This window comes from Nitrosomonas eutropha (genome assembly GCF_003201195.1).
Lineage (GTDB): Bacteria > Pseudomonadota > Gammaproteobacteria > Burkholderiales > Nitrosomonadaceae > Nitrosomonas > Nitrosomonas eutropha.
Map to the genome: position 1 here is coordinate 79,184 of NZ_QICQ01000007.1, position 14,401 is coordinate 93,584.

Sequence of the window (14,401 nt, forward strand, 5' to 3'; positions counted from 1 at the left end):
TCAGTGAGTATTTTAATGTTTGTTGCTACTTTTCTTCGATATTTTGATGGTTCCGATCGGGACACGCGCAAGTTTGCGGTTTCCGTACAATAGATTAACCATTGCGCGCGAAACGGTGACTGCACTGAAGAGTGTGGTCAGAATTCCCAGACATAGTACGACAGCGAAACCTTTTATCGGCCCGCTACCGAATATCATCAAGCCAAGGCCAGCCAGTAACGTGGTTAGGTTGGTATCGATAATCGCATCCCATGCACGCTCATACCCGGCATGGATGGCTGCCTGTGGTGAAGCACCATGGCGGATTTCATCGCGGATACGTTCATTGATCAGTACGTTTGCGTCAATTGCCATCCCGACAGTCAGCGCCATTCCGGCCATTCCGGGGAGTGTTAATGTCGCTTGCAAGATTGAGAGCAATCCAATGAGAAACAGCAGGTTGATGGCGAGTGCCACAACAGAGATGACACCAATGGCCGAGTAATAAGCCATGATGAATGTGGCTACCGCCAGGAAACCAAACAGAGTCGAATTGAAGCCTTTGGAGATATTTTCAGCTCCCAGGCTTGGTCCTATCGTACGCTCCTCGACGATTTCCATGGGGGCAGCCAGCGCACCCGCACGCAACAGCAGAGCAACATCACGTGCTTCAATACTGCTCATTTTTCCGCTGATCTGTACGCGCCCGCCACCGATTTCTTCGCGAATAACCGGCGCAGTAACCACCTCGGTCAGATTTTTTTCCACCAGCAGAATGGCCATGCGCTTACCTACGTTATTACGTGTTAGCTGCTTGAAAATTCGTGAACCATTGTTGTCTAGTGTCAAATGGACAGCAGGTTGGTGATCCTGATCAAATCCGGGTTGGGCGTCCGTGATACGGTCACCGGTAAGCAGGATCTGTTTTTTGACCAAGAGTGGGCCACCCCCGCGCTCGGTGAACAATTCGGTGCCAGGAGGAACTGATCCGCGCAAGGCGGCATCAATATCACCCTCTTCATCGACCATGCGTACTTCCAGCGTGGCGGTTCTGCCCAGAATATCCTTCGCCTTGGCAGTATCCTGTACACCCGGTAACTGCACGATTACCCGATCGGCCCCTGCCTGCTGAATAATCGGTTCTGCCACACCCAGCTCGTTGACTCGGTTGCGCAGCGTGGTGATATTGCGCTGGACGGCAGTATTTTGCATACGCACTAGTGCTTCCGGCTTGATGGAGATTGTCAGACGTGCTTCTCCGCCAACCTCTTCTGATTGAAAAGCGAGATCTTCAAATGCTTTTCCAAGTTCCGTAATTGCTTTTTCCCGTGCTTGCTCATCGCGGAATCTGATTATAATTTTTGACCGATCCCGCTCAATACCGGCAGAAGGGATCCTTTGCTCACGCAATGTACTGCGCAGATCAGCGCTGAAACGATCGAGGGATTTTGTGAGCGCACCTGCCATATCCACCTGCAACATAAAATGAACTCCGCCGCGTAGATCCAGACCCAGATACATGGGCAAAGCACCAATGTGACGCATCCATTGCGGGGAGTTGGGCAGCAGGTTTAGTGCAACAACATAATCGCTACCAACTTCGGAACTTAGAATATCTTTCGCCTTGATCTGAGTATCTGTATCGGCAAACCGGATTTTGATCCCGGTTGCTTCCAGTATTGTTCCGTTATACGGAAGATTTTGCTGGTTAAGGACTTGTTCCAAACGTTGCAAAAGTGCTGTATCGGTCCGTACGTCAGCTCGTAGTGGTGAAATCTGAACAGCGGGGGATTCACCAAAAAAATTAGGCAGGGTGTACAGCAGTCCAAGCAGGATTGAAACAGCGATGACGATATATTTCCAGAGGGGGTAGCGGTTCATAATGGCCAGTATTTCAGAAGAAAGGGGGTGCCGGAAGTTACGCCACAATTTCAGATAATCGAAAAAGAGCGGAGCATACCGGTAAATTAATTCTTTTCGTTATCCTGTTTTGTTGAATCAGCTTCACTGATTTCAGTTTCTTTATTTTCCGGTTCGGCCTGGCGGGGTTCATTAGATTTCTGCTTGCCGCTTTTGAGTGCCCGGCTGCTTTTGCCGGTTTCTATGCTTCTGAGCGTTCCCTTGGGCAATAATGTTTGAACGGAAGATTTGAGTACGGTAATTTCAACGCCTACTGCAATTTCCATGGTGAGGTAGCTGTCTCCGGTGCTCACAACTCGGCCCAGTTCTCCTCCACTGATGATAATCTCGTCACCTTTCTGTAATTCGTTCTGCATTTGTTTTTGCTCTTTGGCCCGCTTGGTTTGCGGACGGATCAGCAAAAAATAAAAAATGACCACGATACCAATCATGGGTAGAAAGCTCATCAGAGTGGGGTCGGAAGTCTGAGCCGTACTATTGGCGGCCTGGGCGAAAGCTTCTTTTATGAGCATAAGGTCTTCTCCTTCAATTGGGTATGAATGGAAACTGAATCGTTATGTATTTTAGCATGAAGTTCTAGCCGGAAAATCTGCATGCAAACTGTTCAAACTGACCAGCTTCAATCGCCTTACGGATATCAGACATGAGCCGTTGGTAGTAGTGTAAGTTATGCAGCGAGTTGAGCCGGGCGCCGAGCATTTCTCCGGTGCGCTGCAGATGATGCAGATAGGCACGGGTAAAATGGCGACAGGTATAGCAATCGCAATTTTCATCCGGCGGGGAGGTATCCAGCCGGTAACGGCTGTTGCGCAGCTTGAGAACACCTTGGCTGGTATAGAGCCAGCCATTGCGTGCATTGCGGGTAGGCAGCACGCAATCGAACATATCAATACCCTGTTCAACAGCACGAACAATATCCTCAGGCGTGCCTACCCCCATCAGATAACGTGGCTTGTCTACCGGCAGCTGTGGCGCGGTATGGCTGAGGATCCGCTGCATTTCCAGCTTGGGTTCGCCTACGGATAATCCGCCAATAGCGTATCCATCAAAACCAATATTATACAAACCGGCTATTGAGCGATCGCGCAGCGATTCGTACATGCCACCTTGCACGATACCGAACAGTGCGTTTGGATTACCGGCATGCGCTGCTTTCGAGCGCTCAGCCCAGCGCAGACTCAATTGCATGGAATCTTCGGCAATTTGCATATCGACCGGATAGGGGGTGCATTCATCGAAAATCATGACAATATCCGAATTCAGCACACGCTGGATGCGCATGGACTCCTCCGGTGTCAGAAAGCAGGTATCGCCATTGACTGGCGAGCGGAAACGTACCCCTTCTTCGCTGATTTTGCGTAACGCGCCCAGGCTGAATACCTGGAATCCGCCTGAATCGGTCAAGATAGGCCCGTCCCAGTGCATAAACCGGTGCAATCCGCCATGCGCTTCAATCACTTCTAGCCCGGGGCGCAACCATAAATGAAAAGTATTGCCCAGAATGATTTCGGCCCCCAGGGTTTGTAGCTCGTCTGGAGATAATCCTTTGACTGCACCATAAGTGCCAACCGGCATGAAGGCCGGTGTTTCTATCATGCCATGGGCAAGCGTCAACGTTCCTCGTCTGGCGTGATGGTCGTGGCAATGCAGCTGAAATTTCATGATCGGCTATCGCCCTCAATCAGCATGGCATCCCCGTAACTGAAAAAACGATAATGATTATTAACGGCGTGCTGATAGGCATGACGAATAGTCTCTATGCCAGCAAAAGCGGATACCAGCATCAATAAGGTGGAGCGAGGCAGATGAAAATTGGTCAGCAGTCGGTCTACAACGCGGAACTGAAATCCGGGAGTAATAAACAGATTGGTTTCGTTCGATCCAGCAACCAGCTCGCCATCGCCAATCAACGCGCTGGCTTCCAGTGCACGCAAGCTGGTGGTGCCAACTGCGAGCACACTTCCACCACCGGCCTTGCATCTCCGTATAATTTCTATCGTTTCTGTCGGGATATGGTATTGCTCGGTATGCATAATGTGCTGATTGATATTTTCCACGCGCACTGGCTGGAAAGTTCCAGCGCCGACGTGCAAGGTGACCCAAGCAATTTTTATCCCCAGAGTCTGTAATGTTGTCAGCATGGTTTCATCAAAATGCAAGCCTGCAGTGGGGGCTGCAACCGCTCCAGTTTCTTGGGCGAAAACAGTCTGATAACGACTTTCATCAGAAGCTGTGGCTATGCGTCCAATATAGGGAGGTAGCGGAGTGTGTCCATATTGATCAAGCAATTCGATGAGTGGCTGTGAGTGTATGAAGCGCAGTGTGTAAATATCCTGTTCACGTGCTTCTACCTGCACGGTAATCGCATTTTCCAGCAATAACGTGGAACCAATCGCCGGCGCATGACTGGCGCGGATCAATGCTCGTGCCTGATGTGTGCCCAGAATACGCTCAATCATGACTTCGACCTTGCCGCCGGTGGATTTGAAGCCTGCCAACCGGGCTTTGACAACACGAGTATTGTTGAACACGATCACATCACCTTGTTTAAGGTAAGCAGGCAGATCCTTGAAAGCCGCATCACGTAAATCAGATTGACGGCTGTTTATATACAGCATTCGGCTATCTGCCCGGTTTGCGAGTGGAAGCTGTGCAATTAGCTCATTAGGAAGGGAAAAATCAAAATCATCAGTTTTCATGCTGCGGATTATACCGGTGACCAGTAAAGGGCCTGTATTTTTTAGGAAAGAGTGTCGCAATGAGAGGTTTTTGCAAGGAGCTTTCTGCCAGTCAGAATGGTTGACTGTATAATTAATTTTTTAATTTTCATCCGTCAGAAAACTCCATCTATCCATGCAAGAAAAATATCATCCACAGGAAATAGAACAACAGGCCCGGCAAAGCTGGCAGGAAACGGGCATTTTCAATACAACCGAAATACCTGATAAGCCGAAATATTATTGCCTGTCCATGTTTCCTTATCCTTCTGGCAAGTTGCATATGGGGCATGTGCGCAACTATACGATCGGGGATGTATTGTCGCGTTATCGTCGTATGCAGGGGTATAACGTCATGCAGCCGATGGGCTGGGATGCATTTGGATTACCGGCTGAAAATGCTGCCATCCAGAAGGGTGTGCCGCCTGCAAAATGGACGTATGACAATATCGCCTACATGCGTAGCCAGTTGCAGAGTCTGGGGTTGGCTATCGATTGGAAGCGGGAGCTGGCCACGTGTGATCCAGAATATTATCGCTGGAATCAATGGTTGTTTTTGCGCATGCTGGAAAAGGGTATTGCGTATCAGAAAACACAGGTAGTCAACTGGGATCCGGTTGACCAGACCGTACTGGCCAATGAGCAGGTCATTGATGGGTGTGGTTGGCGTACCGGAGCGGTGGTCGAGAAACGGGAAATCCCCGGTTATTACTTGGCTATTACCCGTTATGCGGATGAACTACTGGCTGGTCTGGAGAATTTGCCTGGTTGGCCGGAGCGTGTAAAAGCTATGCAGGCTAACTGGATTGGTAAAAGCTACGGCGTGGATATTATTTTTTCACCAGATATTGCATCCGGAATGCCGCAAGCGCTGAAAGTCTTTACCACCCGGGCGGATACGCTGATGGGAGCGACTTATGTGGCAGTGGCTGCAGAACATCCGGTTGCTTTATACGCAGCACAAAATCAGCCCAAGCTGGCCGCTTTTATTGAATCCTGCCGGCAAGGCGCAACTATGGAAGCCGAGCTGGCGCTCCAGGAAAAAAAAGGCATGGCTACCGGGCTGTATGTCCTGCATCCATTGACGGGCGAACGCTTGCCGGTGTGGGTCGCCAACTATGTGCTGATGAGCTATGGCGAAGGGGCTGTTATGGCAGTGCCGGCGCATGATGAACGCGATTTTGATTTTGCCCGCCAGTATGCTTTGCCAATCAGACCTGTTATCAAGCCGGAAGATGGTGAATTACCTGCACCACTTGCGCAGGCTTTTACTGGTTATGGTGTGACATTTGATTCCGGCGAATTTTCCAGTCTGAAATCAATGGATGCGGTTGATGCTATCGCTACGAAGCTGAAACTGGAGGAACAGGGGGAGAAGCGTGTACGGTATCGTCTGCGTGACTGGGGCATTTCACGGCAGCGTTACTGGGGTTGCCCGATTCCGCTGGTTCATTGTGATCAATGTGGTGTGGTACCGGTACCGGATGATCAGCTACCCGTTACTTTGCCGGAAGACCTGGTGCCGGATGGCTCCGGTAATCCACTGACAAAAACACCGTCGTTCTATGAGTGTACCTGCCCGCGCTGCGGGCAGCAGGCGCATCGTGAAACCGACACCATGGATACATTTGTTGATTCTTCCTGGTATTTCATCCGTTACGCTTGTCAGGATCAGCAGGCTGCTATGACTGATCAGCGAGCCAATTACTGGTTGCCGGTTGATCAATATATCGGTGGCATTGAGCACGCCATCCTGCATCTGCTGTATTCACGTTTCTGGAGTAAAGTCATGCGTGATCTCGGGCTGGTGTCATTCGATGAGCCTTTTGCCAATCTGCTGACGCAAGGTATGGTGCTGAATGAAATATTTTTCCGTAAAACCGGCAACGGCCGGATTCAGTACTTCAATCCGGTAGAAGTCGATGTGCAGTATGATGCAGAAGGGAAAAAAATCGGTGCCGTGCTGCAGGCAGATGGTCAGCCGGTTGAATCCGGTGGTATTGGCACCATGTCGAAATCAAAAAATAATGGCATCGACCCGCAGGAAATTATCGAACAATATGGTGCCGATACTGCCCGTTTGTTTATGATGTTTGCCAGCCCGCCCACGCAGACACTGGAATGGTCAGATGCCGGTGTCGAAGGTGCTTTCCGTTTTCTCAAACGGCTATGGCGACAGGTTTATCTGCACAGGCAGCAGGGAAGTGACATGTCTGCAACTGACGCAATACCGCATTTGGAATATCCAGCCGATCTGCGGGATTTACGTTGTCAATTGCATCAGACGATAGTCAAGGTAACTGATGATCTTGAACGGCGCCACACGTTTAATACCGCAATTGCTGCGGTGATGGAGCTGATGAACAAGCTGGCCGGCGTACAAGATATCAGCCCAGCTGCACGCCAGCTCATGCAGGAAGCGCTGGAAAACAGCGTACTGCTGCTTTCACCCATTGTTCCGCATATCTGTCATATCTTGTGGCGTGAACTCAGGCCTGGTACTGAGCTGCTTGATCAGCCTTGGCCACAGGCAGATGAGCAGGCGCTGATCCAGGATGAAATCGAAATCGTGGTTCAAATCAATGGCAAGTTGCGCGGGCAAATACGTATTGCCAGGGAAGCAGATCAGGCCACTATTGAGCGGATAGCTCTGGAGCATGAGCATGTTCAGAGGAATATTGCCGGGCAGCCAATCAGGAAGGTAGTTATCGTGCCGGGAAGACTGGTCAATATTGTTGTTTAACAAAACAGGTATTTTGCGGATGATAACGTTGCGAGCTTTACTGTCCATCTTGCTGGTATTGAATCTGGCTGCCTGTGGCTTCAAGTTGCGCGGGCAGGTTTCCGAACTTCCTTTTGAGCGGATCTATATTAGAGCGCCTGCAGGGATGACTATTGGCTCTGATCTTGAGCGAGTAATTACTACCCATACGCAAGCACGAGTAGTAAAGAAGATCGAAAAATCCGACGCAGTTGTTCAGATTGTGCATGCGATCCGGGAAAAAAGAATTCTTTCTCTCTCGGAGGGAGGAAGGGTACGTGAGTTTGAGCTAATTTACCGGGTAGCTGCTCGGCTGCTGGATTCACATAATACCGAGCTGGCACCCTTGCAGGAAATCAGGTTGACACGCATTCTTCCGTACCTGGATGCACAGGAGCTGGCCAAGGCAGCAGAGGAAGAAATGCTGTACAAGGATATGCAGAAAGATGCCGTACAACAGATTCTTCGCCAGATTACGGCTGTTACCCTCGGGTGAGATGTGTATAACGCATGCGACTAGATCCGAAGCCTGTGACCAGTCAACCTGGTGAAGGTGTTGCCTCTCTGTATGTTGTGCTGGGGGATGAGTTACTGTTGGTCACGGAAGCAACCGACCGGATTCGTGCCCATGCCAAAGATCAGGGTTACATTGCGCGTGAAATCTTTACGATTGATCAGCGATTTGAATGGATAAACCTGTTTCATTGGGGACGTCAATCCTCCCTGTTCAGCGAACGTCGCATACTTGATTTACGTATTCCATCCGGTAAACCGGGCAGGGAAGGCAGTATGATTATCGAAAAATTTTGTCAGCATCTGCCGCGCGATACCGTGACCATTGTGACGTTACCGGAAATTGATAAACAGGGACGTGCCAGCAAGTGGTTCAAGGCATTCGAACGTACCGGCCGGATCACCGAAATAAAACCGGTCAGGCGTGATCAGTTGCCCCACTGGATCAAACAGCGTCTTGGGCAGCAGAAGCAAACAACGGATCGGGATACATTGCAATTCTTTGCGGATAAGGTTGAAGGTAATCTGCTGGCAGCTCATCAGGAAATAAAAAAGCTGGGATTACTCTATCCTGTCGGTAAATTAACTTTTGAGCAGATCAGGAATGCCATTCTGGATGTTACACGCTTTGATGTGCTGCAGCTGCCGGAAGCTATGCTGACAGCCGATATGGTACGTTATAACCGTATTCTGGAGGGGTTGCAGGGGGAGGGGGTAGCTCCGCCACTGATACTGGCTATTTTGTCAGAGCAGATTCGTTTGCTGATAAAAATCCACCTGACCAAGAACTCCAGTCGGGGTATGACGCTGGAACAAGCCATGGCAGCATTGCGCGTGTGGCCTTCAAGGCAAAAACTGATTGCAGGTATCTTTCACCGTACTCACTATCAATTGCTGGTGCGGGCTTTGCTGCAGGCGGCTGCCATTGATCGAATGATCAAGGGAGTCACGAAAGGAGATATCTGGGAAGCGCTTTTAAAGCTCGGGATGTATTTTGCTGTTGATGACAATCGTTGTAAGGCAATCGAAAGGAATAGTTTTCTATTTACGATCAACTTATCTCTAAAATAAATGAAAGTAAAAATTGCATGGCAGGAAGGAGTCAGTTTTCTCGGACAGGTTGGGAGCGGGCATTCTGTACTCATGGATGGCGCACCGGAAGCAGGCGGGAAAAATCAAGGCCCACGTCCAATGGAAATGATATTGCTTGGCCTGGGAGGGTGTACCTCCTTTGATGTCGTACATATTTTGCGTAAAGGTCGTCAGGAAATTACCGGATGCCAGGTTGAAGTGGATGCGCAACGTGCAACTGAAGATCCGAAAGTGTTCACCCATATTCATTTGCATTTCATCATTGCCGGGAGGAACCTGGATTTGCGGCAAGTGGAACGGTCAATCAGTTTATCTGCCGAAAAATACTGCTCTGCTTCCATGATGCTGAAGGCGACAGTTAACATCACGCACGATTATGAAGTTATTGCTGGTTAAATAGGCACTTTAAAAATACAGATTAAAACAGGATGGGGATATTGATTTTTCCAAACTTTCAATGAGTTCCAAAACGATCTCAAAGTCAGTCTACACGCCGCTTATAAATTTCTGGACAATAAATTTTTATTCTGATAATAATAGCGAGCGCTGGTTTTTCGGGAACGAAGGCCAGGCAGAAAAAGTGTAGAGAAAGACACTATATTATTTTTAAATAGCTATAGGGAGATAGGGAAAATGAAACTCTTACATATACTGATTGCCGCAATGATTACAGCTGTTACTTTGACTGGATGTCTTGATACGGATAAACCCGCCAACTATCCACCCAGCATGTCAATGGAACGTGATTCCATGCCTGACAATGTAGATAAGTCTGAACCTAAGACAGAACAAAACAAAAATTGAGAAGAGATATGGTTCAAATTTTCTAACCGCCCCTCGGGGCGGTTTTTTTATCCGCATAATTCTTTAATCATTAGCCGTTAGTATCAGGGAAGAGTTTTTCTGCCAAGGTTGGCATGCCGATGTAATAGCCCTGTGCAAAATCGACCTCCAGTTTGTCAAGGATGCTCAGTATTTCCTTGTTTTCAACAAATTCTGCAGTGATTTTTTTACCAAATCCCTTTGCTACGCTGCACAGTGCACTGACAAGTATCTGATCATCGGGATTGCTCGCCAGGTTACGGATAAACGAGCCATCGATCTTGACCGCATCAACCGGCAATTCACGAAGATAATAGAAAGAAGAGAACCCCACCCCAAAATCATCCAATACAAAACCACAGCCGAGTTGCTTGAGATCATACAAAAGGCCACGTGTCCCGGGTAAATTATCCAAGGCAGCTGTTTCTGTTATTTCAAACATTAACAGGCCAGGATCAATCTGGTTAACTGAAAGCGCCTGGCTGATGGTCGGTAATAGTTCCGGATCGTTAAAGGCGTGTGCTGACAGGTTAATGGAGAAGCCAATGCGCCTATTTTCTGCTCGATTGATTCTTGCGGCCAATGCAATTGCCTTGTGCAGCACCAGATGATCGATTTTGTGGATAAGGCCGGTATGTTCTGCTGCACGGATGAATGCTCCAGGAGGATGAATGGTTCCGTCTTCATCCTGCATACGCAGCAAGACTTCGTAATGATGGGTCATTCCGTCGCGCAAGGTTTGAATGGGCTGCAGATAGAGCAGATAACGATCATGCGCATTGGCGTATTCAATTTTTTCTTTCCAGTAAACCAGTGTACGCACGCGTTCACGTGATTGATCATCGCTGGAAAACAGATGCCAGGTTCCACGCCCCGTTTCCTTGGCCTGATACATTGCAAGATCAGCAGCGGCCAGCAAGTCGTGAACATTATTTCCATGTTCGGGAAAGATCGCAATGCCGATACTGGCTGAAATATTGTGTGTTCTGCCATTAAGTGAAAGTTGTGTTTCACCCAGCCGGGCCAGAATTTTTTTGGCAACTTCAATGGCAGCTCCGGGCATGATTTCAGGCAGGATAACAGCGAATTCATCCCCACCCAACCGGGCAGCAATATCAGCCGTACGAACGGTACGGGATAACATGTCAGCGACCATTTTCAACATCGCGTCACCCGCTTGGTGACCACTGGTATCATTTACAAACTTGAATCGATCAAGGTCGAAAAACAGCAATGCCCCGGGATGCTGATATCTTTCCGCCCAACTGAGAATCTGTTCCAGTTCTTCACTGAAACGGCGGCGGTTGTACAGATTTGTCAGTGGATCATGATCAGCAAGCCACGCCAGATGACCCTCCACCCGCTTGTACTCGGTAATGTCGAGTCCAACGGAAAGAATCACGGAAGGATCATCCTTGGATTGCCACGTCAGGCGAGAATGGAGCCAGGCAACATTCCGTTTTGAATCATCTTTACATAGTACGATTGCTTCATGCCGTAACTGATCACGATTTCCCTTACGGATTTCCAGTAAATATACATCCAGATTATATTGCTCACCATCCGGCGCCAACAGCTCCATAAAGTGCTTGCCCTGCAGCTCCTCTTCGCTGTACCGGGTCAGTATTTCACCGTATGTATTAGTCATGATTATTTTTCCGCTGGCATCCTGTGTCAGGACGACGACTTGTGCCGTATCCAGCAGATTCTCAATAAAATCTTTCTCCTTGCTGAGTTCGTCACGTTGTTGAACCAGCATGCGGGTGCGGTAGGCAACTTTTTCCTCCAATTTTTCAAGCTTATGTGAAAGCGTGAGTGATGCATCGTGCAGAAGATCAATTTCATCATTCAACCGACGCCTTCGCCAGTGCGAGGAAAGAGCGCTGCGGAAACTGCCGAATCCTCTCCCGGCCAGTAATGGCAGGAGCGATACGATATATTTGAGGCGGGATAGCGGTCTTGAAATCATGCTGAACAAGATGATCTCTGAAAATATCATCCCGATCAGCCCGATGACGACAATACGCCAAATGGAATTCTGGATTGCCTGGACGGTATCAGTTACTTCGGTAATGATAACCAGCTGCCCTTGGTCAGGTATACGGATACCATGCAGCGGGAGCAGCTTGATCTGATAATGTCTGTTATTCCATTCATGTTGGATACCTTGTTCAATTTCTGCAAGATTTGGGTGACTTTTGGCTACTTTGCTCAGGATGGTGAGATTTTTACCGCTGTTTGTCAGAGCCGTAATGGAGACATTCCATTCAGGTATCCCCATGAAAGCATTGTTATCTGACAGTATGTTGTTGTGTGTGTTATTCACAGTACGTCCGACAAACAGGCCAATATCAGAATCGGAAGCACGTTTGAAATTCAAAAAAACATCAACCAGAGAAGAGCCAATAACAATGGCACCCGTTCGTACCCCATCAATCAGCAATGGCTCAATGATATATTGAGTACAGCTTTCAACACAGATCATCAACGTAGCAGGATGTTCACGCGTATTGACTTCACGAACATGCTCAAGAATAAGGTTGTCCCGGTATGCATTGGCATCAAAGTTGCCCCACCGTGCAAGCAATGATCCGGAAGAACTGTAGAAACGAATATCTTCGATATCGCTCTGAATCTGGAACAATGTCCAGTACCGTTCAAAGGTTGTGAGTATTTTCTGTGAGTTAGCTGCTTGCAGGCTGGCCTTCATCCCTTTTAAGTAGGGAATAACTCTGACGAGTCCGTGTAAACTTTCAGAATTGCGCCCGATTAGGCTTTCTATTTCTCTAGCGTAACGCTGGTATTGTGTTTCTCTTTGTTGATCAATGCTATCGATCAGGCTGTTGTAGTTGATCATGCTGAACGTGGTTACCACAAGCAGTAAAATCAGGCTACTCAGCAGGGAAATTTTCCAGCTTAGCCCGATAAATATCCGAAAAAATTTATGGCCAGTATTTTTTAAATCAACTGGCCTCTCGGAGATGGCAGGTTTCACTTGATCTTGCATCAGAACCGATAGGAAATTTGTGCGGCAAACAGATTCCAGTTTTTCTTAGTACTGGTGATATCCGGATTATCCAGTGGAGAAAGCCAGGCAGTTCCATTGATCCGATGATATTCAGTGCTCAGCATGATGGATGGAGTAATATTCCAGCGTAATCCTACCGTCAAATCTCTGGCGTACTGACTGTATGCCGGATGGCCGCTTACGGCTGCAAATTTCTTGCCGTTGCGATCTTTTCTGTTGGCGAAAAGCAGATCGTAGCGCAATACAGCTTCCCAGCCTGGAAGGAACCGGTAGATACCTTGCAGATAGAAGCTATCCCCGGTAGAACTCTGATCAAGTCTGGGGTTGCCAAAACCATGACGGCGAGAATAACGTAACGCATATTCTGAAGTTATGCTCCAGCGTTCTGCATTGTATTGCGCTGACAGAATCAGGGGAGAGAATCTGAATGAACCCGATTCAAAAATATCATTTTGGCTGGGATCATAGCCAACATTGAGCTGAGCGCTGCTGACAGCCAGGCGTAGCCGCCCGTCAGGCAGTTCGTAGAGGATACGGCCGATATATGAAAGCCTGCTTTTCAGATATCCTCGGATCGGGGTTGTATGACCAAAAATAGATGTTTCGGTATCTTTGTCATCTACCTGCGGAAAAGCAGCACCAAGCTGAATGGTAATATTTCCCCAATCTGTGCGTGATTCTCCGTACAGCTGAGCGCCATCCGAAGCCAGTGCCAGGTTGCGGGTCCGATCAAAATAGATTGATTGAGGTAACAGTATACTTGGCCGGGTAAAGGGCACATCACGGGTATCGTTATAGAACCCAAACGGATTCTTCATTCTGCCCAGGCGCAAGCCAAGTTCTACCCCGGGCGTATTAATAAAATTGTAATCAAGGAAGCCAAAATCAATACGGATGCCACCGTCACTGCCTTCTCCCGCCCTGCGGTGAAGTAACTGTCCGGAGAATTGCAATCTGGGTAGCGGGCGCAGAGAGGCTGTCACGCCCATTTCCCTGAAATCAAAGCTGCCCGAGTTGTTGCTGTGACCGAAAACATTGTTTCCGGTTGTCTTGATATATCCCTGGCTAAGGAAACCATGTACCTGCAGCTGCTTCAGAATTTGTACTCCCTGATGCCCATCAGCAAATCCGGATGGTGCGAAAAGAGTCAGAAGTAACCCTGCGATGCTCAAAAAGGGATTGGTGAAAAATTTTTTGCTATTCATTGATATGAACGACCTGGACACTTCCATCAATCTTGATTTCACTTAAATAACCGATTGATCCCGGTGTCGTCGCAATTTTTGTACGCATCTCTTCTTCGGAGTACACGACGAGTGGTGCTTGCCCGGTTCCTGAATAGACCAGGCGATCCCATGCGAGGCGTAATTGATAGGGGAAGACATTGAGTTTCTTTTTGGCAAATATACCGTGTAACGGCGCATCGTCAGGCAGCACGAAAACCCGGATCGGTACACCGCTTTGCCAGGTTCTAAGAGTCTGTTTACAATCTGTTTCTCACCCCTGATAATAAATAGATGAAGAGACCAAAATACGCCAGTGACATCAGCCGAGAGAAGTTTGCCGAGA

At 48.4% G+C, this 14,401-nt stretch carries 12 protein-coding genes; 5 read left to right on the forward strand and 7 right to left on the reverse strand.

Annotated elements, in window-relative coordinates; translation table 11 throughout:
• Positions 1-12: 12 nt before the first annotated feature.
• The 4 genes from secD to queA form a co-directional block, all read right to left on the reverse strand.
• A complete protein-coding gene (gene secD, locus C8R14_RS04175) occupies positions 13-1,860 on the reverse strand; it encodes a protein translocase subunit SecD (protein ID WP_011634485.1) in 1,848 nt (615 codons plus the stop codon).
• Between the two features lie 86 nt (positions 1,861-1,946).
• Positions 1,947-2,411: a preprotein translocase subunit YajC gene (gene yajC, locus C8R14_RS04180; protein ID WP_011634484.1), complete on the reverse strand. Its 465-nt coding sequence runs from the start codon at positions 2,409-2,411 to the stop codon at positions 1,947-1,949.
• Between the two features lie 64 nt (positions 2,412-2,475).
• The gene (gene tgt / locus C8R14_RS04185; protein ID WP_011634483.1) at positions 2,476-3,561 is read right to left on the reverse strand and encodes a tRNA guanosine(34) transglycosylase Tgt; all 1,086 of its coding nucleotides are present in this window, start codon (positions 3,559-3,561) and stop codon (positions 2,476-2,478) included.
• On the reverse strand, positions 3,558-4,598 hold the full coding sequence (gene queA / locus C8R14_RS04190) for a tRNA preQ1(34) S-adenosylmethionine ribosyltransferase-isomerase QueA (protein ID WP_011634482.1): 1,041 nt from the start codon (positions 4,596-4,598) through the stop codon (positions 3,558-3,560). Before queA ends, tgt begins: the two co-directional genes overlap by 4 nt.
• A 154-nt stretch (positions 4,599-4,752) precedes the next feature.
• On the opposite strand from queA, the gene leuS reads away from it, so the two are divergent.
• The 5 genes from leuS to C8R14_RS13460 all read left to right on the forward strand — a co-directional run bounded on the left by leuS (position 4,753) and on the right by C8R14_RS13460 (position 9,786).
• Entirely contained in the window at positions 4,753-7,359 is a 2,607-nt protein-coding gene (gene leuS, locus C8R14_RS04195) for a leucine--tRNA ligase (RefSeq protein WP_011634481.1), read from the forward strand.
• 19 nt (positions 7,360-7,378) lie between these two features.
• On the forward strand, positions 7,379-7,873 hold the full coding sequence (locus tag C8R14_RS04200; protein ID WP_011634480.1) for an LPS-assembly lipoprotein LptE: 495 nt from the start codon (positions 7,379-7,381) through the stop codon (positions 7,871-7,873).
• Between the two features lie 14 nt (positions 7,874-7,887).
• Positions 7,888-8,961 (forward strand): DNA polymerase III subunit delta, encoded by a 1,074-nt coding sequence (gene holA, locus C8R14_RS04205; RefSeq protein ID WP_011634479.1) that lies wholly within the window; start codon positions 7,888-7,890, stop codon positions 8,959-8,961.
• Positions 8,962-9,378 (forward strand): OsmC family protein, encoded by a 417-nt coding sequence (locus C8R14_RS04210; RefSeq protein WP_011634478.1) that lies wholly within the window; start codon positions 8,962-8,964, stop codon positions 9,376-9,378. It abuts the gene before it with no gap.
• Positions 9,379-9,615: 237 nt separating this feature from the next.
• Positions 9,616-9,786, forward strand: a complete 171-nt coding sequence (locus tag C8R14_RS13460) for a hypothetical protein (RefSeq protein WP_160803492.1) — start codon at positions 9,616-9,618, stop codon at positions 9,784-9,786.
• A gap of 70 nt (positions 9,787-9,856) precedes the next feature.
• On the opposite strand, the gene C8R14_RS04215 is transcribed toward C8R14_RS13460, so the two are convergent.
• Genes C8R14_RS04215 through C8R14_RS04225 form a run of 3 tightly spaced genes read right to left on the reverse strand, consistent with a single transcriptional unit; the run spans position 9,857 to position 14,269 of the window.
• Complete coding sequence (locus C8R14_RS04215) at positions 9,857-12,799, reverse strand: bifunctional diguanylate cyclase/phosphodiesterase (RefSeq protein WP_242500152.1); 2,943 nt, start codon at positions 12,797-12,799, stop codon at positions 9,857-9,859.
• A gap of 11 nt (positions 12,800-12,810) precedes the next feature.
• The gene (locus C8R14_RS04220; RefSeq protein WP_011634476.1) at positions 12,811-14,037 is read right to left on the reverse strand and encodes a putative porin; all 1,227 of its coding nucleotides are present in this window, start codon (positions 14,035-14,037) and stop codon (positions 12,811-12,813) included.
• A complete protein-coding gene (locus C8R14_RS04225) occupies positions 14,030-14,269 on the reverse strand; it encodes a hypothetical protein (protein WP_011634475.1) in 240 nt (79 codons plus the stop codon). Before C8R14_RS04225 ends, C8R14_RS04220 begins: the two co-directional genes overlap by 8 nt.
• Positions 14,270-14,401 lie beyond the last annotated feature (132 nt).